Annotated in this window: 18 protein-coding genes; 10 read left to right on the plus strand and 8 right to left on the minus strand. The window is 71.1% G+C overall.

Features of this window, described 5'->3' with window-relative positions; genetic code table 11:
* Positions 1 to 4: 4 nt before the first annotated feature.
* Positions 5 to 709 (minus strand): snapalysin, encoded by a 705-nt coding sequence (snpA, locus tag H305_RS44410; protein WP_199791333.1) that lies wholly within the window; start codon positions 707 to 709, stop codon positions 5 to 7.
* A gap of 186 nt (positions 710 to 895) precedes the next feature.
* Between snpA and H305_RS0104150 the strand changes: the two genes are divergently transcribed.
* Positions 896 to 1834, plus strand: coding sequence for a LysR family transcriptional regulator (locus H305_RS0104150; protein ID WP_028799302.1), 939 nt, complete (start codon positions 896 to 898; stop codon positions 1832 to 1834).
* A gap of 253 nt (positions 1835 to 2087) precedes the next feature.
* Here H305_RS0104150 and H305_RS0104155 read toward each other — a convergent pair whose 3' ends face one another.
* A complete protein-coding gene (locus tag H305_RS0104155) occupies positions 2088 to 4151 on the minus strand; it encodes a PhoX family protein (RefSeq protein WP_028799303.1) in 2064 nt (687 codons plus the stop codon).
* Positions 4152 to 4382: 231 nt separating this feature from the next.
* Here H305_RS0104155 and H305_RS0104160 point away from each other — a divergent pair, with 231 nt between their 5' ends.
* The 5 genes from H305_RS0104160 (at position 4383) to H305_RS0104180 (ending at position 12598) form a co-directional block, all read left to right on the plus strand.
* Positions 4383 to 6143: a VWA domain-containing protein gene (locus H305_RS0104160; RefSeq protein WP_028799304.1), complete on the plus strand. Its 1761-nt coding sequence runs from the start codon at positions 4383 to 4385 to the stop codon at positions 6141 to 6143.
* A 171-nt stretch (positions 6144 to 6314) separates the two neighbouring features.
* Complete coding sequence (metG, locus tag H305_RS0104165) at positions 6315 to 8030, plus strand: methionine--tRNA ligase (protein ID WP_028799305.1); 1716 nt, start codon at positions 6315 to 6317, stop codon at positions 8028 to 8030.
* 198 nt (positions 8031 to 8228) lie between these two features.
* The gene (locus tag H305_RS0104170; protein ID WP_028799306.1) at positions 8229 to 8594 is read left to right on the plus strand and encodes a PH domain-containing protein; all 366 of its coding nucleotides are present in this window, start codon (positions 8229 to 8231) and stop codon (positions 8592 to 8594) included.
* Between the two features lie 136 nt (positions 8595 to 8730).
* On the plus strand, positions 8731 to 11919 hold the full coding sequence (locus H305_RS49210; protein ID WP_051370355.1) for an FG-GAP repeat domain-containing protein: 3189 nt from the start codon (positions 8731 to 8733) through the stop codon (positions 11917 to 11919).
* A gap of 202 nt (positions 11920 to 12121) precedes the next feature.
* Positions 12122 to 12598 (plus strand): hypothetical protein, encoded by a 477-nt coding sequence (locus H305_RS0104180; RefSeq protein ID WP_028799307.1) that lies wholly within the window; start codon positions 12122 to 12124, stop codon positions 12596 to 12598.
* A 339-nt stretch (positions 12599 to 12937) separates the two neighbouring features.
* Here H305_RS0104180 and aspS read toward each other — a convergent pair whose 3' ends face one another.
* A complete protein-coding gene (gene aspS, locus H305_RS0104185) occupies positions 12938 to 14701 on the minus strand; it encodes an aspartate--tRNA ligase (RefSeq protein ID WP_028799308.1) in 1764 nt (587 codons plus the stop codon).
* 154 nt (positions 14702 to 14855) lie between these two features.
* Between aspS and H305_RS0104190 the strand changes: the two genes are divergently transcribed.
* Positions 14856 to 17045 (plus strand): SpoIIE family protein phosphatase, encoded by a 2190-nt coding sequence (locus H305_RS0104190; protein ID WP_028799309.1) that lies wholly within the window; start codon positions 14856 to 14858, stop codon positions 17043 to 17045.
* Between the two features lie 21 nt (positions 17046 to 17066).
* On the opposite strand, the gene H305_RS0104195 is transcribed toward H305_RS0104190, so the two are convergent.
* From H305_RS0104195 to H305_RS0104205, 3 genes are all read right to left on the minus strand, one after another.
* A complete protein-coding gene (locus H305_RS0104195) occupies positions 17067 to 18122 on the minus strand; it encodes an AI-2E family transporter (RefSeq protein ID WP_028799310.1) in 1056 nt (351 codons plus the stop codon).
* A gap of 207 nt (positions 18123 to 18329) precedes the next feature.
* On the minus strand, positions 18330 to 19298 hold the full coding sequence (locus H305_RS0104200; protein ID WP_028799311.1) for a pirin family protein: 969 nt from the start codon (positions 19296 to 19298) through the stop codon (positions 18330 to 18332).
* A gap of 142 nt (positions 19299 to 19440) precedes the next feature.
* Positions 19441 to 19932, minus strand: coding sequence for an SseB family protein (locus H305_RS0104205; protein ID WP_028799312.1), 492 nt, complete (start codon positions 19930 to 19932; stop codon positions 19441 to 19443).
* Between the two features lie 142 nt (positions 19933 to 20074).
* Between H305_RS0104205 and H305_RS0104210 the strand changes: the two genes are divergently transcribed.
* The 3 genes from H305_RS0104210 to H305_RS0104220 all read left to right on the plus strand — a co-directional run bounded on the left by H305_RS0104210 (position 20075) and on the right by H305_RS0104220 (position 23702).
* Positions 20075 to 21901, plus strand: a complete 1827-nt coding sequence (locus H305_RS0104210; protein ID WP_028799313.1) for an acyl-CoA dehydrogenase — start codon at positions 20075 to 20077, stop codon at positions 21899 to 21901.
* A 134-nt stretch (positions 21902 to 22035) separates the two neighbouring features.
* Positions 22036 to 23331 (plus strand): M18 family aminopeptidase, encoded by a 1296-nt coding sequence (locus tag H305_RS0104215; RefSeq protein ID WP_028799314.1) that lies wholly within the window; start codon positions 22036 to 22038, stop codon positions 23329 to 23331.
* 125 nt (positions 23332 to 23456) lie between these two features.
* A complete protein-coding gene (locus H305_RS0104220; protein ID WP_028799315.1) occupies positions 23457 to 23702 on the plus strand; it encodes a DUF6458 family protein in 246 nt (81 codons plus the stop codon).
* Between the two features lie 54 nt (positions 23703 to 23756).
* On the opposite strand, the gene H305_RS0104225 is transcribed toward H305_RS0104220, so the two are convergent.
* Both H305_RS0104225 and H305_RS0104230 read right to left on the minus strand, forming a co-directional pair.
* Entirely contained in the window at positions 23757 to 25586 is a 1830-nt protein-coding gene (locus H305_RS0104225; RefSeq protein WP_028799316.1) for a thioredoxin-like domain-containing protein, read from the minus strand.
* Between the two features lie 24 nt (positions 25587 to 25610).
* The gene (locus H305_RS0104230; RefSeq protein ID WP_028799317.1) at positions 25611 to 26003 is read right to left on the minus strand and encodes a cupin domain-containing protein; all 393 of its coding nucleotides are present in this window, start codon (positions 26001 to 26003) and stop codon (positions 25611 to 25613) included.
* Positions 26004 to 26028 lie beyond the last annotated feature (25 nt).

Consider the following 26028-nt stretch of genomic DNA (forward strand, 5'->3'; position numbering starts at 1 on the left):
ATGCCTAGCGGGCGTGCGCCTCGCCCAGCGCCTTCTCATGGGCGAGCGCCTTGTCCAGCGCCTTCGCGAAACCGTTCGCCCAGAGCTGGTCCACGCGGGCGCGCTCGTCGGCGTCGGGGTTCGAGTTGGTGCAGGACGTGCCGGGACCGCCGCCCGACATCAGCTCGCTGCACGGGCCCTCGTAGTGGTCGGGCAGACCGAGGACGTGGCCCGTCTCGTGCGCGGTCACACGCGTGGAGTCGTACTCCTGGTTCTGCGCGTAGTCGAGGAAGACGAAGCCACCGCCGTGGCCGTCGGTGGAGGCGTACGAGCCGCGGGAGTCGTTGCCCTCGCGGTACGAGAAGTCGGCGTTCGAGCCCGACTGGAGTTTCACGTTCGCCACCGCGCCGTTCCATATCTGGGCGCTGCGGGATATCTGCGCGCTGAACGTCGGGGCGCCGGAGGCGTCGTAGACGACGGTGACGGCCGCGGCGCCCGGGTGCGCGGCACGCTTCTCGGCCACCGACTTGACGACCGCCTCGAAGAACGCCCGGTTGGCCTTGACCTCCTGGGACGAACCCGCGTACGCGGACACCGTGTGAGCGGCCTGCGCGGAGGCGGTGTTCGGGGCGGCGGGGACGCTCGCCGAGGCGAGCTGCGGGGAGACTGCGGACGCGGTCACCAGACCGATTCCGACAGCGGTCGCCCGGGCGAATGCGGACATGCGCATTGATGACTCCTTGTGTGGGGGGTGAAGTCGTCATCGGCGAGTGTCGATGCCCGTGAGGCGGCTGTGATGATGGCAAGTGGCGATAGTCCGGAGCTATCGGCCCGCACTCGATCACCCAACTCGCCCATTTCCGATTGGTTTTGTGCGTCTGGTGAAAGCTTTGATTCCGCTTTAGGCTCCGACGGCATGGAGCTTGAGGTCAGGCACCTCCGCGCACTGTGCGCCATCGCCGACACCGGCAGCCTGCACCGCGCCGCCCGCCAACTCGGCGTCGCCCAGCCCTCGTTGAGCACACAGCTGCGGCGCATCGAGCAGGAGCTCGGTGGCGCGCTGTTCCTGCGCGCACGCACCGGCTGCCGGCCCACCCCACTCGGCCGGATCGTCCTGGGCCGCGCCCGCCCGCTGGTGGCCGAAATGCGCGCCCTGGTCGCCGAGGCGCGCGCCGCCGCCGCGGACGGCCCCCAGCTCCGGATCGGCTCCACCGCCAGCCGCGCGCTCGCGGGCTGGCTGCGCCGACTGCGCGCCCGGCAGCAGGAGACGCTCCTGCAGATGGACGTCTCCCCGAACGCCCTGCTCCGCATGGTCGCGGACGGCCAGCTCGACGTCGCCTTCGTGCACGAGGTCGAGGGCTCCCCGCTGCGCGTCCCGGAGGGACTGCGGCTGCGCGTCCTGGTCGAGCGCGAGCCCCAGTTCGTCTCCCTGCCGACCGACCACCCGGCCGCCGCGCGCCCCGTCGTACAGCTGTCGGAACTGGCCGAGGACCGGTGGATGGTGGACCCGACGGTGGACGGCGAATGGGACGCCGTGCATCGCATGCTGCGCACGGCCGGACTCAACCCCCGCGTCCTGCACGGCGACTACCACACGGCCGCGACCCTCGTCGCGACCGGCGAGGTCGTCACGGTCTGCCAGCCCACCTCCCAGTCCCGCCCCGAGACGGCCGTACGCCCGCTCGCGGGCGACCCCCTCGGCGTACGGCTGCTGCTCGCGGCGCGCACGCAGGCGGACCTGGAGGCCGTCTGCCCCGACCTGGAGGAGGCGTACTGGGAAGCCGCACGGCAGGCACCCGCATACCGGGAATGGCTGGAAGCCACCGGGACGGAGACGGCCGTCCCCACGCCCTGACGGACGGTCTCCGCGGCCCCCACCGAAGCCCCTGACAGACGGTCTCCGCGACCCCCACCGCTGGCCTGACAGACGGTCTCCGTGACCCCCACCACCGGCCTGACAGACGGTCTCCGTGACCCCCACCGCCGGCCTGACAGACGATCTTCGCGGACCCCGCCGCCGGCCGCGCAGGCGGCCGGCGGCGGCCCGATACGCCCCCTGATACCCCGGATTCACCGGGGGCGTCTTGCAGATCCCGATGTCGCAGCCGTCAGATCCCGATGTCGCAGCCGTCCGCGCGCCACACGGCCACGACCGCCGGGCGGACGATCTTGCCGGGTCCGTCGGGCCAGACGCTCGCCGGCTTCTCGACGGACGCGCCGTCGACCTCGCCCGGGTGCTGGACGGCGACCAGCACGCGCCGGTCCTGGACGAGCGGGCCGCAGGTCTCCGCGCCGGTCGGCACCGTCAGGAACTGCTTCAGCTCACCGCGCCGGTCACCCCTGGTCGCCACCCCGAACAGGCCGTCGTGCGAGCCGAGCTGGTTGCCGTCGGTGGAGATCCACAGATTGCCGTGCGGATCGAACGCCACGTTGTCCGGGCACGAGATCGGGCTCACCCGGTCCTTCGGGAAGCCCGCGAAGTACGTGCCGGCGTCCGTCGGGTCGCCCGCGACGAGGAACAGCGACCAGCCGAAGCGCGTGCTCTCGGCACGGCCGCGGGCCTCGGTCAGCTCCAGGATGTGGCCGTGCTTGTTGGCGTTGCGCGGGTTGGCCTCGTCGGCGGGCGCGGAGCCCGCCTTGCCGCGGTTGGTGTTGTTCGTCAGCACGACGTACACCTTGCCGGTGTGCGGGGAGGGCTGGATGTCCTCGGGCCGGTCCATCTTGGTGGCGCCGACCTTGTCACCGGCGAGCCGGGTGAAGACGAAGACCTCCTCGGCCGTCATCCCGTCGACGTGCGAGACGGCACCGCGCGCCGTCGCGGTGGCCAGCGGGATCCACTCGCCGCTGCCGTCGAACTCGCCGTCCGCGGGGAGCTTCCCGCTGCCGTCGATGTCGGCGGCCGGGGAGTCGCCGGTGAGCCGGGCGACGTACAGCGTGCCCTCGTCGAGGAGGGAGAGGTTGTGCTCGCGGTCGGCCCGGGAGCCGCCCCTGCGCATCCGCTTGCTGCCGACGAACTTGTAGAAGTAGTCGAAGCGCTCGTCGTCACCGGTGTAGACGACGGGACGGCCGTCCTCCGTCAGCCGCACGGTCGCCGCCTCGTGCTTGAAGCGTCCGAGCGCGGTGTGCTTGCGGGGAGTGGAGGACGGGTCGTACGGGTCGAACTCCACGACGTAGCCGAACCGGTGCACCTCGTTCGGCTCCTGGGCGACGTCGAAGCGCTTGTCGAATCGCTCCCACTTGCGCTCGGTGGCGCCCGTGCCGATCCCGTACCGCTTGTCGGTGGCGCGGGAGCTGTTGGCGAAGTACTGGTTGAAGTTCTCCTCGCCGTGCAGCGTGGTGCCCCAGGGGGTGGTGCCGCCCGAGCAGTTGTTGAGCGTGCCGAGGACCTTGCGGCCGGTCGGGTCGGCGGAGGTCTTCAGCAGGTCCGAGCCGGCGGCCGGGCCGGTGAGCCGGAACTCGGTGGTCGCGGTGACTCGGCGGTTGAGGTGGTGCCGGGGGACGGCCGTCAGCCTGCCGGTGCGGTGGTCGCCCTCCACGACGACGGCGGACAGTCCGTGCGCGGCCCAGGCGATCTCGGCCTGGTCGCGGGTGGGGTTCTCCGCGTCGTACCCGCGGAACATCAGGATCTCGTCGGTGTACTCGTGGTTGGCGACGAGGAGCTGGCGGCCCCGCTCGCCGGGCAGCGGCAGGAGGGCCAGGAAGTCGTTGTTGTAGCCGAACTGGCCGGCCTGGGCCGCGGCGGTCTGGTTCTCGGGGTCGAAGGCGGGGGCGCCGCGCAGGATGGGCTCTCCCCAGCGGATGACGACGTTCTGCCGATACCCCTCGGGGATCGTCACGGCGTCCTCGGTGTTGGGCGCGACCGGTGCGAAACGCAGCCCACGCGCCCCTTTTTCGCCCTTGTGCGCCGAAGCGTCCGGCGCCGCGGCGGCCTGCGGGGCTCCGGTGCCGACGACGGCCGCACCGGTCGCCGTGGCCACGGTGACGACGGCCGCGGCCCGCATCACCGAGCGTCGGCTGAGCGCACCGGCGATCACGTCGCCGACGTACGCGTTGCCGCTGGTGTTGGGCACCTCGTGGAAGCAGGCGTCACCACAGCGGAATCGGCAGGTCATCGCGGACCGGCCGCCCGGATGCGAGCCGGACGTTGCGATCAACGGCAGAGATCTGCGCACTTTACTCTCCCCATATGAACCCTTGGTGTGAGCGTGACGCTATGCGGGCGTATGTGCAGGAACGCGGCGGCCGCATGAACGAAGAGTGAACCTGCGCGAGCCACAGGGGTGTTGACACGGCGCTCCGGCGGCTGTCCGCCCCTGCCCAAGATCGCCAGTCGCGGCCGCTAACCTTACGTGTCCGTCCTGGCCAGGGATTGACGGGATCAACTCACGCGAAGGGTTGCGCACATGGGCATTCTCACTCTCCTGCGGAATGCGTTCGGCCGCTCACGCAAGGGTCGTGACGCCGACGCGGAGACCTCGCGAGAGGCCTCGGCTCCGGCCGTCCCGGCCCCCACCCAGGAGCCCGAGCCGGCTCCCGCCCCCGCCCAGGAGGCCGCCGAGCCGAGGATTCCGGCCCCGGCCTCCGAGCCCGAGCCCTCCGTGGTGGACGACCTGGTCTCTGCGGCCTTCGACAACGTGACGGTCCCGAAGCAGTCCCAGCCGGAACCGTCCACCGAGCCGAAGCCGGTGACCGAGGCGAAGCCCGCGGCGGAGCCCGAGCCGGCGGCCGAGACCAAGCCCACCGCGGAGCCCGAGACGACGGCCGAGGCAGAGCCGGCAGCCGAAGCGGCGCCCGCAGCCGAGCCGGCGGCCGAGGCTGAGGCTGAGCCGGAGTCGACGCCGGAGCCGGCGGCCGAGGCCGAGCCCACCGCCGAGGCCACCGCCGAGGCAGAGCCCACCGCGGAGGCAGAGCCGGTAGCCGAAGCGGCGCCCGCAGCCGAGCCGGCGGCCGAGGCCGAGCCCACCGCCGAGGCAGAGCCCACCGCGGAGGCAGAGCCGGTAGCCGAGCCGGAGCCGGTGGCTGCGACCGAACCGGCGGCCGAAGCGACGCCCGCCGCCGAACCCGAGCAGGCGCCCGATCCCGAGCCGGCCGCCGAGACGGAGCCCGCAGTTGAGCCCGAGGCGGCCGCCGAGACCGAGCCGGCCGCGGAAGCGAAGCCCGCGGTCGAGCCCGAGCCGACCGCCGAGGCGGAGCCGGTGACTGAGCCCGCGGCCGAGGCCGAGCCGGAGCCGGAACCGGCGGCTGCGGCCGAGCCGGTCGCGGAAGCGACGCCGGAGCCCGCGGCCGCGGCCGCCGACGGCGAGAAGACCCCACAGGCCCGACCCGCACCTGAGCAGGATGCCCGCACGGGTGGTGCGGGTGGGAACGACGAGGCCGAAGGCGAAGCCGAGGCCGACCGGCCCGCAACGCCGGCCCCGTCCCCCACGGCCGAGGAGCAGCCGACCCCCGCAGCCGAGGCGGAGCCCGCGGCGGAGCCGCAGACCGGGGCCGAGCCCGCCGTCACGGCGACCCGCGTCAACGCCGAGGCCCCGGCCCTCACCGCGGCGTACAAGGAGGCGGGCACCGCCCTCGGGAAGCGGGGCCTCACCGGCACCCGAGCCCGCGTCTACCTCGTCCTCGACCGCTCCGCGTCGATGCGCGCGTACTACAAGGACGGCTCCGCCCAGGCCCTCGGCGAGCAGGCCCTCGCCCTCGCCGCCCACCTGGACCCGGAGTCGACGGTCCACGTGGTGTTCTTCTCCACGGAGCTGGACGGCACCGGCGAACTGACCCTCGCCGAGCACGAGAACAAGGTCGACGAGCTGCACGCGGCGCTCGGCCGCATGGGCCGCACGAGCTACCACGCGGCGGTGCAGGAAGTGCTCTCCCAGCACGACAAGCACGGTTCGGACGCCGGCTCCCCGCTCCCCGCCCTGGTGATCTTCCAGACGGACGGCGCTCCGGACGCGAAGACCCCGGCCACCCAGTCCCTCACCGAGGCGGCGAAGGACCACCCTTCGGTGTTCTTCTCCTTCGTGGCGTTCGGCGAGCACGACAACAAGGCCTTCGACTACCTCCGCAAGCTGAAGACGGGGAACACGGCCTTCTTCCACGCGGGCCCGGCCCCGCGCGAGCTGACGGACGCCGAGCTCTACGACGGCGTACTGGAGAACTGGCGGCCGTAGCGCCGCGGCGCTCCGCGCCCCCCGACACCCGGCCGCCCGCTTCCCACCCCTCAAAACGGGAAGCGGGCGGCCCACCCATGTCGGCTACGATTTCAAGGTTCACAGAAGACGCCCCGCCGACCCGAAAAGCGACGGACGTCACTCCGCGTAGCGACTTGGGAGCAGCCCGCGATGGCTCGACACCTCATCACCAGCGCCCTTCCGTACATCAACGGGATCAAGCACCTGGGCAACATGGTGGGGTCCATGCTCCCGGCGGACGTGTACTCCCGGTACCTCCGCCAGCGCGGCCACGACGTCCTGTACATCTGCGCGACGGACGAGCACGGCACCCCGGCCGAGCTGGCCGCGAAGGAGCAGGGCCTGCCGGTCGACGAGTTCTGCGCGCAGGCGCACGACGCGCAGAAGGCGGTGTACGACGGCTTCGAGCTGGCCTTCGACTACTTCGGCCGCAGCTCCAGCGCGGAGAACCGCGACATCACCCAGCACTTCGCCCGCCGCCTGAACGAGAACGGCTTCATCGAGGAGCGCGCGATCCGCCAGGTGTACTCGCCGGCGGACGGCCGCTTCCTGCCGGACCGCTATGTGGAGGGCACCTGCCCGCACTGCGGCTACGACAAGGCGCGTGGCGACCAGTGCGAGAACTGCACGCGTGTCCTCGACCCGACCGACCTGATCGACCCGCGCTCGGCGATCTCCGGCTCGACGGACCTGGAGGTCCGGGAGACGAAGCATCTCTTCCTCCTCCAGTCCAAGCTCCAGCACGAGGTCGAGGAGTGGGTGTCCCGTCACGAGGCCGACTGGCCGCAGCTGGCCTCCTCCATCGCCCGCAAGTGGCTGAACGAGGGCCTGCACGACCGGGCGATCACCCGCGACCTGGACTGGGGTGTGCCGGTCCCGGCCGACACCTGGCCGGAGCTCGCGGCGGAGGGCAAGGTCTTCTACGTCTGGTTCGACGCCCCGATCGAGTACATCGGTGCGACGAAGGAGTGGGCGGACCAGGACCCGGAGAACCGCGACTGGAAGTCGTGGTGGTACGACGTGGACACCGCCGTGCGCTACACGGAGTTCATGGCGAAGGACAACGTGCCCTTCCACACCGTCATGTTCCCGGCCACCGAGCTGGGCGTGCGCGAGCCGTGGAAGAAGGTCGACTACGTCAAGGCGTTCAACTGGCTGACGTACTACGGCGGGAAGTTCTCCACGTCGCAGAAGCGGGGCGTCTTCACCGACCAGGCCCTGGAGATCCTGCCCGCCGACTACTGGCGCTACTTCCTGATCGCCAACGCCCCGGAGTCGGACGACTCGTCGTTCACCTGGGAGCACTTCACGGCCACGGTCAACAAGGACCTCGCCGACACCCTCGGCAACTTCGTCAACCGCGTGCTGTCCTTCTCGAAGAAGCGCTTCGGCGAGGAGGTCCCGGCGGGCGCCGCGGCCGGTGAGGCGGAGGCGAAGCTCGGCGAGGAGATCGCGGGCCTGCTGGCCGAGTACGAGACCCAGATGGAGGCCCTCCAGTTCCGCAAGGCGGCGGCCGCGCTGCGCGCCCTGTGGTCGGCCGGCAACTCCTACCTGGAGGAGAAGGCCCCCTGGCTGGAGATCAAGACCGACCCCGAGGGCGCGGCACTGACCCTGCGCACGGCGATGAACCTGATCCACCTGTACTCGGTGGTCTCCGAGCCCTTCATCCCGGCCTCCTCCAAGGCCATGCGCACGGCGTTCTCCCTCCAGGACGACACGGCGGCGTGGGTGACGCGGGACGAGGCGAAGTCCCTGGACTCGGTGCCCGCGGGCACCCCGTTCACCGTTCCGCCGGTCCTCTTCGCCAAGCTCACGGACGAGGACCTGGAGACGTACAAGGAGCGCTTCGGCGGCGCCCCGGAGTAGCAGCGGCGGCCGATCGGCCCAGGCCCGGGAACGAGCGGTTCCCGGGCCTTGCGCATCCCCGGAGCAGGACAAACGGAACCCCTTCCTCCTCTGTGGCTGCCTCTCCTCCGGGCGGTATACATTGCGAAGATCATGTGAAGCCAATGGCTCACTGGGACACGAGTGGACGAGTGGGTCCACTGAGTGGGGGGTTCATCCATGGCACTCTTCGGTAACGCGCACACCGTCGACCCGGCGTCGGCACAGCAGGACTTCGCGCGCCTGCTCGGCCAGAACGAGCAGGTCCACGCCGCGTACCAGCTGATACGCGACACCATCCTGTTCACCGACCGTCGTCTGCTCCTCGTCGACAAGCAGGGCATCACCGGCAAGAAGGTGGAGTACCACTCCATCCCGTACCGCAGCGTCACCCACTTCGCGGTGGAGACGGCAGGCACCTTCGATCTCGACGCCGAGCTGAAGATCTGGGTCTCGGGCACCGCGGCGCCCATCGAGAAGACGTTCACCAAGGGCGTCGACATCTACGAGGTCCAGGCGATCCTCACCCAGTTCGTCGCGAAGTAGCACCGCCCGGCAGGCGGGCCGTCCCGGCCCGCCTGCGCCTGTACGGCGCCTCCCCGCGAGAGGACCCCGTCGGCCCTTGCTAACATCCGCACACTTGTGCGAGGGCGGGGGCCCTCGCGGGGAGGGAACAGTTCACGTGGGCAGACACGCCCCGAGACGGCGCGGCGCGGCCGCCCTCGTCTCCACACTCGCGGTCGCCTTGGCGGCCGGCACCATCACCCTGTTCGCCGGCACTCCGGACGGCGCCGGCAGCGCGCTGGCCGCCGCGGCCGCCGGCTCGACGGGGACGACGGAGATCCTGCTGGACGATCCGAGCAGCGCCACCCCGCGCTCAGACCGGCTGCTCTCGGCGGGCAGGACCGGGTTCCTGCACCGTCAGGCCGGGGTCGCGGGCCTGCTGTGGACGGCCTACGAGGACGGCACCACCGTCACCGTGCAGGGGCCGACCGGCGTCTACAAGCCGACCACCACCACCTGCTGGGACATCCAGCTGCGCTGCGCCTCGGGCATGTACGGGCAGGCCGCCGACACCGTCGCCCTGCCGCACGCCTCCTACGGCGACCCGGTGTCCCTGTGGAGCCCGGACGGCAGCGCGCTGCGGACCGTCGACCTGAGCCAGTCGGCCGACTACGTGGGCACCTACGGGGACACGCTCGTCACGATCGAACGGAACGGCGTCGTCGACGGCGAACAGCTCGACGGCTACCGGCTGCACCTCGTGGACCTCGTCGACGGCGAGCAGCGCGACCGCGTGGTCAGCGGCTACCCGGCCGAGGGTGCCTGGAACGTGAGCGCCGCGCGCACCGGCGACGAGGACGGCTTCCTCCTGGCCTACGCGATCCACGACGAGAACGGCGACGTCGAGTCGTACACCGTCGGCTACCTCGACTTCGCGACCGCGCAGCTCACACCCGTCTTCACCGGCCTGGACGCCTCCCCGGAACCGGTGCTCACCGACGACCGCGTCGGCTGGTACACGGAGTCCGCCGGACTGCACCTCAAGCCGCGCGGCGACCTCCTCGCCGAGGAGACCGTCCCGGTGGCGGGCAAGGAGATCGCGGGCTCGCCCGTCCCCGTCGTCGTCGGCGACTGGCTGGTCCTCGGTGTGTCCGGGGGCGGCGTCACGGCCGTGTCCCTGACCGACGGCACCGAGAAGACCCTGCTGACCCGGTCCTACGGGACCCCGCTGGCCACCCCCGAGGGCGACGCCCTCGTCACCGGTGGCACCGGCGCGGCGGACTGGTGGGTCCAGCGCGTCGCCCTCTTCGCCGACGGCACCCCGCGGCTGGAGAAGGTGCGCAAGGTGGAGCCGTACGAGAACGCCAAGACGGGCTTGGCGCTCAGCCGCGGCAGCCTGCGCGTGGCGGAGCACAACCCCTCCGGGGCCTCCGACACCACCTCGTTGCGCACCATCGAGAGCGTCGGCGGCCAGTTGACCGCGACCCCCGCCACGGAGAGCGCCTCGGTCAGCCCCGAGTGCCCGTATGCCGGCACCACCTGCTCGGTGATGTGGGGCAACTACGGCAACGGACCCCGGGACGTCTACCTCGAGACCTACTACGACGGCGACGAGGGCGGCAGCGGCCTGGGCAACGCGGACCGGCTCGCCACGATCGGCTACAACCCCCTGGAGTTCCACACCGAGGGCGGCACGATCGTCGATGTCTCGGACGACTACGCCGTCTACAACTCCGGTGGCTCGACCCCGATGCAGTACGTCGGCGAGTTCGGCCAGGGCCAGAAGCTGAAGCGCTCCGTCCGCGCCGCGGCCCTCAACGGCTCGACCCTGTGGAGCGCGTCCACCACCGGCAAGCTCGTCTCGTACAGCCTCACCCAGGACAAGACCCTCGCCACGGTGACCGTCCCGGGCCTCGGCTGCGTGCCGAGCGAACTCCAGGCGGTGGGCCGCTGGGTCTTCTGGGCGTGCGGCACGAACTCGGCCGGCGTGTACGACACCGTCGCCGGTACGTCCCGCCCGGTCTCCCCCGGTGACGTGCTTCTCGGGGACGGCTTCACCGTCCGCCACGACCATGCCGCTGACCAGTTGGTCCTGACCGAGGCGGCCACCGGTGCCACCCGCGTCGTCGCCTCCGCGATCCCCGACACCGGCCTGGCCGCCGACCGGCGGTACCGCTGGACCGTGGACGAGTACACAGGTCTGGTCGCCTGGTTCGACGCGTTCGAGCAGACGCACGTCGCCACCACCGGCGTCGCCCCGTCCGCCGTGACGGCCTTCGAGACGTCGGCCGGGGATTACGTCGGCGCGGGCACACCCTTCGTAGGCCGATGGCTGCTGTCCCGCCCGGTCACCTCCTGGTCCGTGACCTTCACCTCGGTCCAGAGCGGCGCGAACGGCAAGGTCACCTCCACGGTCACCGGCGGTGCGTCCAAGGCATCGGTGACGACGAACTGGTACGGCAAGACGGTGGGCGGGAGCTACTTCCCCAACGGCCACTTCACGTGGACCCTGAAGGCGACCGGCACCGGCACCTCCACCGCGACCACGGTGGCCACCGGCAAGGGCTTCCTCTCCGGGGGAGCCGCCGTACGCCACGACTTCGGCAGCCCCGACGGCCCGGACGGCAGGGGTGACCTGCTCACCCTCAACTCCTCCGGCGGACTGACCGTCCAGCAGGGCACCGGAAGGGGCACGTTCGGCGGCAAGACCACCGGCACCGGATGGGCCACCTCCATCAAGGCGGTCCCCTTCGGCGACATGAACGGCGACCGCTGCAACGACGTCCTCGTACGGCTGAGCAGCGGGGCCCTGCGCCTGTACAAGCCGGGCTGCAACGCCGCCGTCAAGCCGACGACGTCGTACACGACGCTCGCCACGAGCGGCTGGACGCAGTACGACGTCCTGACCTCTCCCGGCGACATGACCGGCGACGGCCGCGCGGACCTGATCGCACGCAACGCGTCCACCGGAACCGTCTACCTGTACAAGGGGACGAGCACGGGCGGCCTGTCCGCGCGCGTGAAGCTCTACGACAACTGGAAGGGCTACAAGAAGATCGTCGGCGCCGGCGACCTCGACGGCGACGGCATCGGCGACCTGCTCGCCCAGAACACCTCCAACACCCTCTACCGCTACCACGGCAAGGGTGACGGCACCTTCGCCGCCCGGGCGAAGCTGTTCAGCGACTGGGGCGGTTCCTACAACGCCGTCGTCGGCGTCGGCGACATCACCGACGACGGCAAGGCCGATCTGGTCTCGCGCGACAGCAGCGGGAACCTGTACCGCAACAGCGGTGACGGCAAGGGGTCCTTCGGCTCCCGCACAAAGATCGCGACCGGGTGGAGCGGCTACAAGTTCCTCTCCTGACGGGCGCGCACATCGGCCGGGGCGCCCGGGACTTCATGTCCCGGGCGCCCTTGTCGTCGTCGCTCGTCTCCCGTCCGCCGAGCCGGTGACGGGGCACCCGGGTACCGGTGGCGGCCCGGAGTGAACGTGCGCCGTCCGCTCCCCCGGATCCGGAGTGGACCCCGGCGCTGGCATGTCCGCGCTCACCCGTATGGTTTCCGCCATGGCAGTCCCCGAGGTCATTCCGATCGCCTACGAACCGAAGCACCGCACCGAGACCATCGGCCGGTACGCGGACGGTCAGTTCCTGGCATCGATCACGTACGCCTTCCCGGAAGGCTTCCGTCCCGACGACGGCTGGGAAGAGCACAAACGCCTCTACACGGTGCTCCACACCTTCGACGCAGAGGGCCGTTACCGCGACTCGGAGATCTGGTGCGCCGGCACCTGGGCCGAGCAGCAGCGCAATCCCGACGGCGACGACTCGGTCCTCGCGCAGGCCCGGATCCACCTGGCGAAGCTGCTGCGCAGCCTGCCCCGCCGCTCCTACACGGACATCGCCGTCCGCCCCTTCCAACTCACCGTCGACGGGGTGCTCTTCGGCCTGCTGAGCGGATCGGACGAGGACGGCGACTGGGCCGAGCTCTACCCGGACCGGCTCGGCTTCGGCGAGCCGTGGAACGGCACCTACGACACCTGAGCGGCCGGAGTGAGGGGCGCCCGGGGCACCGCGCGGCCCCGGACGACACCGAGTTCCGCGGACGGTGCTGCAAGGCCGACGCCGACGCGCTCGGCCGGGTGTGCGTGCCGTCGTGGGTCTCGCCCGGGGCGACGCCCGTCGTCAGGTGTGCGTGGACGCCTTCGGCGATGTTCTTCCTGCTGTGGTCGACCCGTTCGTGCGCGGGTCCTCGGGTCTCAGTCGTGAACCGGGCCGTAGGGTTCCCACCTGTCAGCAGCATGGGTGGGAACCGTGGTTCCGCAAGGCCACGCAGAGTGGCCCGGAACCGACGTCGGTTCCGGGCCACTCGGGTGCTGGGGCCTACTTCGGCTGCGGCTTCCGCACGGAGAGGTTCAGCTCCCGCAGACGGGCCTCGTCGAGCTCCGTGGGCGCGCCCATCATCAGGTCCTGCGCGTTGCCGTTGAGCGGGAACGCGATCGTCTCGCGGATGTTCGGCTCGTCCGCGAGGAGCATGACGATGCGGTCCACACCCGGGGCGATGCCGCCGTGCGGCGGGGCGCCGAAGCGGAAGGCTCGGAGCATGCCCGCGAACTGCTCCTCGACGGTCTCACGCTCGTAGCCCGCGATCTCGAAGGCCTTGAGCATGATGTCGGGCTCGTGGTTCCGGATCGCGCCGGAGGACAGCTCCACGCCGTTGCAGACGATGTCGTACTGCCAGCCGAGGATGTCCAGCGGGTCCTGGGTCTCCAGGGCCTCCAGACCGCCCTGCGGCATCGAGAACGGGTTGTGCGAGAAGTCGATCTTGCCGGTGTCCTCGTCCTTCTCGTACATCGGGAAGTCGACGATCCAGCAGAACCGGAAGACGTCCTCCTCGAAGTGCCCGGCACGCCTGGCGGCCTCGACGCGCACCGCGCCCATGATCTTCGAGACCTCGTCGAACTCGCCCGCGCCGAAGAACACCGCGTGGCCGGCCGCCAGGGACAGGCGCTTGGTGAGCTCGGCGACGTTCTCCTCGGTGAGGAACTTCGCGATCGGACCCGTCAGCGAGCCGTCCTCGGCGACGCGGACCCAGGCCAGGCCCTTCGCGCCCAGGGTGACGGCGAAGTCGCCGAGCTGGTCGAAGAACTTGCGGGGCTGCGCGGAGACGTCCGGCACCGGCAGGGCGCGCACGTGCTTGCCCGCGAACGCCTTGAACTCCGAGCCCTCGAAGATGTCGGTGATGTCGACGAGCTCCAGCTGGGCGCGCAGGTCCGGCTTGTCGGAGCCGTACTTCAGCATCGCCTCGCGGAACGGGACGCGCGGGAACGGGGACGTCACATGACGGCCGTTGCCGAACTCCTCGAACAGCTCGGTCATCAGCTTCTCGATCGGCTGGAAGACGTCCTCCTGCTCGACGAACGACATCTCGACGTCGAGCTGGTAGAACTCGCCCGGCGAGCGGTCCGCGCGGGCATCCTCGTCGCGGAAGCAGGGCGCGATCTGGAAGTAGCGGTCGAAGCCGGAGATCATCAGCAGCTGCTTGAACTGCTGCGGGGCCTGCGGCAGAGCGTAGAACTTGCCGGGGTTGAGACGGGAGGGCACCACGAAGTCGCGCGCGCCCTCGGGGGAGGTGGCGCTGAGGATCGGGGTCGCCATCTCGTTGAAGCCGAGCGCCGTCATCTTGTGACGGATCGCCGAGATCACGGCCGTACGCAGCAGGATGTTGCGGTGCATGCGCTCGCGGCGCAGATCGAGGAAGCGGTACTCCAGGCGCCGCTCCTCGTTGACGCCGTCCTCGGCGTTGATCGTGAAGGGCAGCGGCTGGGCGGCACCGAGCAGCTCGACCTCGCCGACCTCGACCTCGATCTCGCCGGTGGGCAGGTCGGGGTTCACGTTCTCCGCGCCACGCGAGACGACCTTGCCGTCGATGCGGACGGTGGACTCCTTGGAGACCTTGTCCAGGGCCTCGTAGGCGGGCGTACCGGGGCGGGCTACGAGCTGCGTGATGCCGTAGTGGTCGCGCAGATCGACGAAGAGGATGCCGCCCAGGTCTCGGCGATTGTGCAGCCAGCCGCTCAGCCGGACGTCGCTCTCGACGTCAGAGGCGCGGAGCTCGCCGCAGGTGTGGGACCTGTACCGATGCATCGTCGTTCATCCAGTCTTCGCGGATCGGGGTCTGTTTCACGTGAAACGTCCTGGGCCGGAGCCCGGACCCCCCAAGGGTACCGGCCACCCAAAGATCGCCACTCCCCAATACTCTCGGTGGCAGGCAGCGATCACCTCTTCTTACAGTGGGGCCATGCGCACTGGTGAGCCCCTGCCCGGCGTGGGGGATGTCCTCGCCGCCCTCGCGACCGGCCTGTGGCGCTGGGACAGCGCCGCCGGTCTGGTCACCTTCGACGCAGAGGCCGCCCGGCTGATCGGCCTGCCCGCGGAGCCGGCGACACTCACCGAGGCCGGCGCGCGCGCCTGTTTCCACCCCGTCGACTGGAACGAGATCGACGGGGTCGTCCAGCTCGCCGTCGCCGAGGGCACCCTGGCCGAGGCCCGGATGCGGATCATGGACGGGCACGGCCGGGTGCTCCGCACCGTCCGAAGCCGCTCCAAGCCGATCGTGGACCCGGAGACCGGCGAGTTCGAGCTCATCGGCACCCTCCAGGAGGTCTCCGAGCAGCCGCCGGGCGCCGCCGCGCGCACCCCTGTCACCGGCGACTGGCGCCGCTCGCGGGAGGCGTTCCTGCTGGACGCGGGCCGCGCGCTGGCCGAGGCCCGGTCGACGGCCGAGGTGCTTCGGGTCGCGGCTGGCCTGTCCATGCCCGGGTTCTCCCCCGACGGACTGGCCGTCTTCGGCGCCGAGGGCGACCGGCTGACGGTCATCGGCCACCACGGGCACCAGCCGGGGGCCGAGAGCCCCTTCTCGCACATGGCGCTGGCCACCGACTACCCGGCCGCGGAGGTCGTCCGTACGGGCCGTGCCGTGTACCTGTCCTCGCCCGACGACTACCGGGACCGCTATCCGGTCTCCTGGCCGCTCGCCCAGCACTTCGGACGGCACTCCTGGGCGTTCCTGCCGCTGACCGTCGCGGGCCGCACCATGGGGGCGTGGATGGCGGCCTTCACGTACCCGGTCAGCTTCACGCCCGACGAGCGTTCGGTCCTCACGACCGTCGCCCGCATGCTCGCGCAGGCCCTCTCGCGCGCCGGGGCCGCCGAGACCGAGCGGGCACTCACCGACGGCCTGCAGCGCTCGATGATGCCCACGCTGGGCCCTCGGATACCGGGCATGACCATCGCCGCGCGCTATGTCCCCACCGGCGGTGGCCTCCAGGTCGGCGGCGACTGGTACGACATGATCCCGCTGCCCGGGGGGAGCGCCCGGACGAAGTCCGGCGGAGGCCGCTTCGCGCTGGTCATCGGCGACGTCCAGGGCCACGACGTCCGCGCGGCGGGCCTGATGGGCCAGCTGCGCATCGCGCTGCGCGCGTACGCCTCCGAGGGCCACCGCCCCGACGCGGTGCTCTCCCGGGCCTCACGCTTCCTGTACGGGGTCACCGACTCGGTGACCTACGGGTCGAGCGGCGGCGCGGACGACGGGGATCCCGACGGCACCCGCTTCGCGACCTGCCTCTACGTCGAGGTCGACCCGGCGACCGGGACGCTCGACATCGCCCGCGCCGGGCATCCGGACCCCGCGATACGCACGGCCGACGGAACGGTGCTGATGCGGCCGACCGCGGGTGGGCTGCCGCTGGGCGTCGACCCGGACGCCGACTACCCCACGACCCGGCTCGTCCTGGAGCCGGGCGAGACCATGCTGATCTGCACCGACGGGCTCATCGAGACCGGCGGTCACGACCTCGACACCGGCTGGCGCCGTATCCGCCGGGCCCTGGAGGCCCACGACGGCGACATGGAGTCCCTGGCCGACGCGCTCGTCCAGGTCGTGCACGGGCCCTCCTCGCACCACACCACCGGGCCGCTCGCCGACCGGCGGGAGGACGACATCGCCGTCGTGCTGCTGTGCCGGCAGGGACCGGCCTGCGGCTGCGACGACACCGTGACGCTCGCACCGCCGCCGGTGCGCCGCACCATGCTGACCGTGGCGCAGGCCGATCCCGAGGCGATCGCGGGGGCCCGCCAGCAGCTGCGGGAGCTGCTCCACGACTGGGCCTGCGAGGATCAGTTCGACGGGGCGGTCCTGCTCGTCTCCGAACTGATCACGAACGTCCTGGTGCACACCGACACCGACGCGCTGATCGTCGCCGAGGTGACGGGCGGCCCCGACGGACGGCGCCTGCGCGTGGAGGTCTCCGACGCGAGCGACGACCTGCCGCACCGGCGCCACCCCGGGGAGCTGGCGTCCTCCGGGCGCGGGCTGGTGTTCGTGGAGCTCCTCGCGGACGCCTGGGGCGTGGATCCCAGGGGCGAGGGGAAGAGCATCTGGTTCGAGTTCAACGAGGCCGGCGCCCAGGTCGCCGAGGACGGCTGAGGCCGGGCGCGGCGCAGGGGCTCAGGACGCCTCGGGGGCCTCGGACGTCTCGGACCCGTAGCGCGTACGGAGTTCGTGCAGGACCCCGAAGCCGGCCGCCGTCAGGGGCACGGCGAACAGCATCCCGAGGATTCCCGCGACGGACGCTCCCGCCGTGATGGCCAGCAGCACCACCGCGGGATGCATCTGCACGGTGCGGCTCTGGATCACCGGCTGGAGCACATGCCCTTCCAGGACCTGCACGGCGAGGACGACGCCGAGGGCCCACAGCGCGATGACGAACCCGCGGTCGGCGAGCGCGACCAGCACCGCCACCGCGCCGGAGATGAACGCGCCGAGGTAGGGGATGTACGCCCCCACCAGCACGAGCGCGCCGAGTCCCACCGCGCCCGGCACCCGCAGGATCAGCAGTCCGACGGTGATGCACACGGCGTCGATGAGCGCGATGAGGGTCGTCCCGCGCATGAACCCCTCGACCGCCTGGAAGGCACGGCGGGCCATGGCCTCGACGACGTCGGCGGTACCTCGCGGCGCGAGCGACCTGAGCGCTCCGGCCACCCGGTGCGAGTCCCGCAGGAAGAAGAAGACGAGCAGCAGGGCGAGTACGGCCACGGCGATGGTCTCGCCGACGACGCTGACCCCGCTGATGACGTTGGACGCGGCCGTGCCGCCGAACTTGGTCAGCAGTTCCTTGGAGTTGGACGCGAGGTCCTCCAGCGAGGTCCCGGCCGCGCCGAAGTGCTCGGCGAGGGACTTCCCGGCCTGCCTCAGCGAGGCGACGATCTGGTCGCCCGTGTCGACGAGCGCGGCGACGACGATATAGACGGCGCCGCCGACGATCAGGACCACCGCGACACAGGTGAGTCCGGCGGCCAGCGACCGGTTGACCCGCATCCGCTCCAGCCGCCGGTACAGCGGGCGCAGCAGCGCGGTGCCCAGCAGGGCGAGCAGCACCGGGGTGACCGCCGTACGGAACTCCCCGCACAGCTGGATCCCGACCCACCCGACGCCGGCGACGAGCAGGATCACGGCGCACCAGGCGGCCAGCTTCCTGGCGCCTTCGGGGAGTAGCTGCACGGTGCCAGCCGATCACGCACCGGCCACGGCGTCGCCCCGGGACGTCCGAAAGGGGGAGGGCGGCAAGGGCTCGTCGCCCTTGCCGCCCTCGCGCCGTCCGCCGCACGGCCGCCGCCGCTCCCGCCGCCCTGGGGCGCGTCTGCGGACATCCCGTCCTGGAAGCCGCCCCTGACGTCACGGCCTGGAGTGCGCCCCGGACGTCACGTCCTACGGCGTGCCGGACATCCCGTGCACCGCCGGGATGGTTCCCAGGCGGCCCTTCTGGAAGTCCTCGAAGGCCTGCTGGAGCTCCTCGCGGGTGTTCATCACGAAGGGGCCGTAGTGCGCCATGGGCTCACGGATCGGCTGTCCGCCGAGCAGGACGACCTCCAGATCCGGCGTGCGGGCGTCCTGCTTCTCGTCGGCGCGCACGGTCAGCGAGCCGCCGGCGCCGAACACCGCGGTCTGGCCCATGTGGACCGGGCGGCGCTCCGTGCCGACCGAGCCCCGTCCGGCGAGGACGTAGGCGAGGCCGTTGAAGTCCTCGCGCCACGGGAGCGTGATCTCCGCGCCGGGCGCCAGGGTCGCGTGGACCATGGTGATCGGCGTGTGCGTGATGCCCGGACCCTGGTGGCCGTCGAGCTCACCGGCGATGACGCGCAGCAGCGCGCCGCCGTCGGGGGTGCTCAGCAGCTGGACCGTGCCACCGCGGATGTCCTGGTACCGCGGCGCCATCATCTTGTCCTTGGCCGGGAGGTTCACCCACAGCTGGAGGCCGTGGAAGAGGCCGCCGGACATGACGAGGGACTCCGGCGGGGCCTCGATGTGCAGGAGGCCCGAGCCCGCGGTCATCCACTGGGTGTCGCCGTTGGTGATGGTGCCGCCGCCACCGTTGGAGTCCTGGTGGTCGAAGATCCCGTCGATGATGTAGGTCACGGTCTCGAAGCCGCGGTGGGGGTGCCAGGGGGTGCCCTTGGGCTCGCCCGGCGCGTACTCCACCTCGCCCATCTGGTCCATCATGATGAACGGGTCGAGGTGGCGGTAGTTGATCCCGGCGAACGCGCGGCGAACCGGGAAGCCCTCACCCTCGAAGCCACTGGGCGCCGTCGCCACGGTCAGTACGGGGCGGGACACGGCGTCGGCCGGCGCGGCCACACGGGGCAGGGTCAGCGGGTTCTCGACGGTCACTGCAGGCATGGTCGGTACCTCCTTGTGGTCCGAGGTTAGTTGATTGTTGAACTTTCTGCCACCCCTAACGAACGACGCCCGGAGGGCATTCCCTCCGGGCGTCCGCGTGGCGGCTCCTCGCGGAGCCGGTCCTTCCTCGGCTGTCGTGCGGCTATCCGTACATCCGGCGCATCGCGAAGTCGACCATCTGCTCGACGGCCTTGGCGTCGAAGACCATGCGGTGCTCGCCCTCCATGTCGAGCACGAAGCCGTAGCCGGTGGGGAGCAGGTCGATCACCTCGGCACCGGTGATCACGAAGTACTTGGACTCCTTGCCGGCGTAGCGGCGCAGCTCCTTGAGCGAGGTGAACATGGGGATGACCGGCTGCTGGGTGTTGTGCAGCGCCAGGAATCCGGGGTTGTCACCGCGCGGGCAGTACACCTTCGACGTCGCGAAGACCTGCTGGAAGTCCTCCGCGGCCATCGAGCCCGTGGTGAAGGCGCGGACCGCGTCCGCGAGCGACGGCGGGGACGGCTCCGGGTAGAGCGGCGGCTGCTGGCCGTAGCCGCCGGGCATCTGGCCGCCCGGCATCTGGCCGGGGATGTTCCCCTGGGGCTGGGCATACCCCTGTTGGGCTCCCGCGTTCTGGTCGTAGCCGTACATGCGTCAAAGAGTAGTGGGCCACATATGGACCATCAGGGGTTGATTCTTATTACTGACGGGTAGCATCATCTTAGCTACTTGTTGGTACGTGAACTAGCTGCGAGGAGTCAGTGCCTCGCCGATCCCTTACGGAGCCGTCGCCATGGGGCACTACAAGTCGAATCTCCGCGACATCGAGTTCAACCTCTTCGAGGTGCTCGGGCGCGACAAGCTGTACGGCACCGGCCCGTTCGGGGAGATGGACACCGACACCGCCAAGAGCATCCTCGAGGAGCTGACCCGCCTCTCGGAGAACGAGCTGGCCGAGTCCTTCGCCGACGCCGACCGCAACCCGCCGGTCTTCGACCCGGAGACCAACACCGCGCCCGTGCCCGCGTCCTTCAAGAAGAGCTACAAGGCCTTCATGGACTCCGAGTACTGGCGTCTGGGCCTGCCCGAGGAGATCGGCGGCACCACCGCCCCGCCGTCCCTCATCTGGGCCTACGCGGAGCTGATCCTCGGCGCCAACCCGGCCGTGTGGATGTACTCCTCCGGCCCGGCCTTCGCCCGCATCCTCTTCGAGGAGGGCACCGAGGAGCAGAAGAAGTGGGCCCAGATCGCGGTCGACAAGACCTGGGGCTCCACCATGGTGCTCACCGAGCCCGACGCCGGTTCGGACGTCGGCGCCGGCCGCACCAAGGCGATCCAGCAGGAGGACGGCTCCTGGCACATCGAGGGCGTGAAGCGTTTCATCACGTCCGGTGAGCACGACATGGAGGAGAACATCCTCCACTACGTCCTCGCCCGCCCCGAGGGCGCCGGCCCCGGCACCAAGGGCCTGTCGCTGTTCCTCGTCCCGAAGTACCTCTTCGACTTCGAAACCGGCGAGCTGGGCGAGCGCAACGGCGTGTACGCGACGAACGTCGAGCACAAGATGGGCCTCAAGGCCTCCAACACCTGCGAGATGACCTTCGGCGACCGCCACCCCGCCAAGGGCTGGCTGATCGGCGAGAAGCACGACGGCATCCGCCAGATGTTCCGCATCATCGAGTTCGCCCGCATGATGGTCGGCACGAAGGCGATCTCCACCCTCTCCACCGGCTACCTGAACGCCCTGGAGTACGCCAAGGAGCGCGTCCAGGGCCAGGACCTCGCCAATTTCATGGACAAGGCCGCCCCCAAGGTCACCATCACGCACCACCCGGACGTGCGCCGCTCGCTGATGACGCAGAAGGCGTACGCGGAGGGCATGCGCGCCCTGGTGCTGCACACGGCGGCCGTCCAGGACGAGATCATGCTCAAGGAGGCCGCGGGCGAGGACAGCGCGGCCCTGGAGGCCATGAACGACCTGCTCCTGCCGATCGTCAAGGGCTACGGCTCCGAGAAGGGCTACGAGCAGCTCGCCCAGTCGCTGCAGACCTTCGGCGGCTCCGGCTTCCTGCAGGAGTACCCGATCGAGCAGTACATCCGCGACGCCAAGATCGACACCCTGTACGAGGGCACGACCGCGATCCAGGGCCAGGACTTCTTCTTCCGCAAGATCGTCCGCAACCAGGGCGCCGCGCTGAACTCGCTCGCCGAGGACATCAAGTCGTTCCTCGCGCTCGGCACCGGCGGCGAGAACCTGTCCGCCGCCCGTGAGCAGCTCGCCAAGGCGGCCGTCGAGCTGGAGGCCATCGTCGGCCTGATGCTCACCGACCTCGCGGCCACCGAGCAGGACGTCAAGAACATCTACAAGGTGGGCCTGAACACGACCCGCCTGCTGCTCGCCTCCGGTGACGTCATCGTCGGCTACCTGCTGCTGCGCGGTGCCGCCGTCGCCGCCGAGAAGCTGGAGACCGCCTCCGCCAAGGACAAGCCCTTCTACACCGGCAAGATCGCGGCCGCGAAGTTCTTCGCCGCCAACGTCCTGCCCGGTGTCACCGGCGCGCGCAAGCTCGCCGAAGGCGTGGACCTGGACCTGATGGAGCTCGACGAGGCCGCTTTCTAGAGCCCGCGCGGAGCTGGGCGGACACCCAACCAGAACCTGTCCTTCCGGTCAGGTGTCCGCCCTTCACATCCCCCTTACGACGGCCCGTTCCCCATCGCCGGGAGCGGGCCGCCGTGCGTCGTTAAGGTGAACCCATGAGTACCCCCGCCCGCTTCGACCGCGGCCACACCGACGACCTCATGTCCTTCCTGGCAGCCAGCCCGACGCCGTACCACGCGGTGGCGAACGCAGCCGAGCGTCTGGAGAAGGCCGGATTCCGCCAGGTCGCCGAGACCGACGCGTGGGACGGGACGAGCGGCGGGAAGTACGTACTGCGCGGAGGCGCCATCGTCGCCTGGTACGTGCCGGAGGGCGCCGAGCCCCACACCCCCTTCCGGATCGTGGGCGCGCACACCGACTCCCCGAACCTGCGCGTGAAGCCGCAGCCCGACACCGGCGCGCACGGCTGGCGCCAGGTGGCCGTCGAGATCTACGGCGGCCCCCTGCTGAACTCCTGGCTGGACCGGGACCTCGGCCTCGCGGGCCGGCTCTCGCTGCGGGACGGCTCCACCCGCCTGGTGAACGTCGACCGCCCCCTGCTCCGCGTACCCCAGCTCGCCATCCACCTGGACCGCTCGGTCACCGCCGACGGACTCAAGCTCGACAAGCAGCGCCACATGCAGCCCGTCTGGGGACTCGGCGAACCCCGCGAGGGCGACCTGATCGCCTTCCTGGAGGAGGAGTCCGGAGTGCCGGCGGGCGAGGTCACCGGCTGGGACCTGATGACCCACTCCGTCGAACGCCCCGCCTACCTGGGCCGCGACAGAGAACTGCTGGCGGGCCCGCGCATGGACAACCTGCTGTCCGTGCACGCGGGCACCGCCGCCCTGACCGCGGTCGCCACGGCCGACTCGCGGCTCGGGTACATCCCCGTCCTCGCGGCCTTCGACCACGAGGAGAACGGCTCACAGAGCGACACCGGCGCCGACGGACCGCTCCTGGGCAACGTGCTGGAACGCTCGGTGTTCTCGCGCGGCGGCTCCCTGGAGGACCGGGCACGCGCCTTCGCGGGCACCGTCTGCCTGTCCTCCGACACGGGCCACGCGGTCCACCCCAACTACGCCGAGCGGCACGACCCGACGCACCACCCCCGCGCAGGCGGCGGCCCCATCCTCAAGGTGAACGTCAACAACCGCTACGCCACCGACGGTTCGGGCCGGGCCGTGTTCGCCGCCGCCTGCGAGAAGGCCGGCGTGCGCTTCCAGACCTTCGTCTCCAACAACGCCATGCCCTGCGGCACCACCATCGGCCCGATCACCGCGGCGCGGCACGGCATCAGGACCGTCGACATCGGCGTGGCCATCCTGTCCATGCACAGCGCCCGCGAACTCTGCGGCGCCGACGACCCGTTCCTCCTGGCCAACGCCCTGGTGGCCTTCCTGGAGGGCTAGTTCACCACCCGTACCGCCGCGACGGGCGATCGCCTCCGCATGGCCGGGCCCGAGCCGGGTACCCGGGTCGGGCCCGGGAAGACACCGTGTCTGCTCCGGGATGCCGAACCAAGGAGGCGACACTCATGGGCCTGGGCGGATGCATCATCCTGATCGCCGCAGGGGCGATCCTCACGTTCGCGACCGACTGGAACATGAAGGGGGTCAACCTCGACCTCGTCGGCGTCATATTCATGATCGTCGGACTGATCGGGGTGGCGACCTTCAGCAGCATCGCCCGGCGCAGGCGCGTCGTGGTACCGCCCACCACCCCGGTGGTGGAGGAGGAGCGCCACCACCCGGGCGGCTACAGCAACGGATACGGCGCCTGAGAACCCCCACGGCCGGACGCCCCGGGCCGGCAGCGGCCGGCCCGGGACCGCCCCTCACTCGTCCATGCCGGCGAGGACCAGCGGCAGCCGGTCCGTGCCCGACGCGGTGAGCCGGACCGGCACGCCCCAGTCCTGCTGGTGCACATGGCAGGCCGGGTACTCGGTGGCCGGGTCGTCGTCGCAGGACGCCGCCATCGCCGACACGTGCAGGACACCCTCCGGCACGGCCGGATCGAGCTCCAGCACGCGCGAGAGGTCGGTCCCCGCGCCCTCGCCGCCGCGCAGCAGCCCGGGCGGCGTCGAGGAGACCAGCAGACGGGTCGACGGACCGTGGCGGGTGTCGAGCTTCTGCCCGGCCGGGGCCTGGAAGATCACGTCCAGGCGCAGCTCGCCCGGCGCGACCTCCGTGGCCGCCCGCTGAGTGCGGTGGGCGACCGCCTCGACCCGCACGGCCTCCTCGGGCAGCCGCAGCCGCGTCAGCCGGTGGCGCGCCGACTCCACGACCACGATGTCGTCCCCGACGAGCACCGCGTCGCTCGGCTCCCGCACGTCTGTGGCGAGCGTGGTCACCTCACCCGTCGCCGGGTCGTAGCGGCGCAGAGCGTGGTTGTACGTGTCGCTGACGGCGACCGAACCGTCGGGCAGCGCCGTCACTCCCAAGGGGTGCTGCAGCAGCGCCTGTCCGGCCGGGCCGTCACGGTGCCCGAAGTCGAAGAGCCCGGTCCCCACCGCGGTGTGCACCGTCCCGTCGAGGTCGACCCAGCGCAGCGCCGACGTCTCGGAGTCCGCGAGCCAGAGCCGGTCGGCGGTGGCGGCGAGCCCGGAGGGCTGCGCGAACCAGGCCTGGTCGGCCGGCCCGTCGACCAGCCCCTCGTTGGTGGTGCCCGCGGCGACGCCGACCGTGCCCCGCACGGGGTCGTACGCCCACAGCTGGTGGACCCCGGCCATGGCGATCCACACCCGTCCGCCGAACACGGCCACGTCCCACGGCGACGACAGGTCCACCTCACGCGCGGGCCCGGACGTAGGTGACCCCCGCCACCACTGGCGGCCCGTGCCCGCGAGCGTCGTGACCTCACCGGAGGACAGGTCCAGGCGGCGCAGGGCGTGGTTCACGGTGTCCGCGACGACGACCGTGCCGTCGGCGAGCAGGGCGAGACCCTGAGGCTCGCTGAAGCCGGCCTCCGCGGCCGTCCCGTCCACGAAGCCGCGCGCACCGGAGCCGATCCGCCGGATCACCGACTCGCCGTCCTCCGCCAGCTCCACGAGCTGGTGCCGGGTGGTGTCGCTGACCAGGAGGTTCCCGTTCGGCAGGGCGAGCGCCTTGCCGGGGAAGCGCAGCACGGTCGGCTCGGGCTCGGGCGCCACGTAGGGCCCGTCACCGCGCCGCAGGGTCCCCTTGGCCTCGTGCTCGGCCTCGAGCTCCTCCACCAGCCGGGCGATGGCGTGCGCGTGCCCCTCCCCGGCGTGCTGGGCGACCACGTACCCCTCGGGATCGATCACGACGAGCGTCGGCCACGCGCGCACGGCGTACTGCTTCCAGGTGGCGAGCTCGGGATCGTCCAGCACCGGGTGCTCGACCCCGTACCGCTCGACGGCGTCGACGACCGCCTGATGCTCGGCCTCGTGCACGAACTTGGGCGAGTGCACGCCGATGATCACCACGGTGTCGCGGTGCTTCTCCTCCAGCTCCCGCAACTCGTCCAGGACGTGCAGGCAATTGATGCAGCAGAACGTCCAAAAATCGAGAATCACGACGCGTCCTCGCAGGTCGGCGAGGGTGTACGGGGCACCGCCCGTGTTCAGCCAGCCGCCCTTGCCGATCAGCTCGGGGGCGCGGACACGGACGCGGCGGGTTGCGGGGGCCGGGGCGGAGTCGTTCATGGATCAAGGGTGCCACCACGGCAGTCAGCTCAGCGCGTGTCCCGTGGTCGCGTCCACGTGGTCCGGGACCTCGTCGTGGCGGTCGCCGACGGTGAGGGTGCCGGTGGGCTCGAACATCAGGATCGAGGCGCCGTGCGGGGCGACCGGCTTGTGCTCCGTGCCGCGCGGCACGGTGAAGACGGAGCCCTTGGGCAGGACGACGGTCCGTTCGCCGGCCGCCTCCCGGAGCGCGATGGTCAGCTCGCCCTCCAGGACCAGGAAGAACTCGTCGGTGTGGTCGTGGACGTGCCAGACGTGCTCGCCCTCGACCTTGGCGATGCGTACGTCGTGGTCGTTGACGGCGGTGACGATGCGTGGGCTCCACAGTTCGGTGAAGGAGGCCAGGGCGCCGGACAGGGATACGGGGTCGCTGCTCATGGATTCATCCTCGGCCCGGCCCGGC

Source organism: Streptomyces sp. 142MFCol3.1 (assembly GCF_000424945.1).
GTDB classification, from domain to species: domain Bacteria; phylum Actinomycetota; class Actinomycetes; order Streptomycetales; family Streptomycetaceae; genus Streptomyces; species Streptomyces siamensis.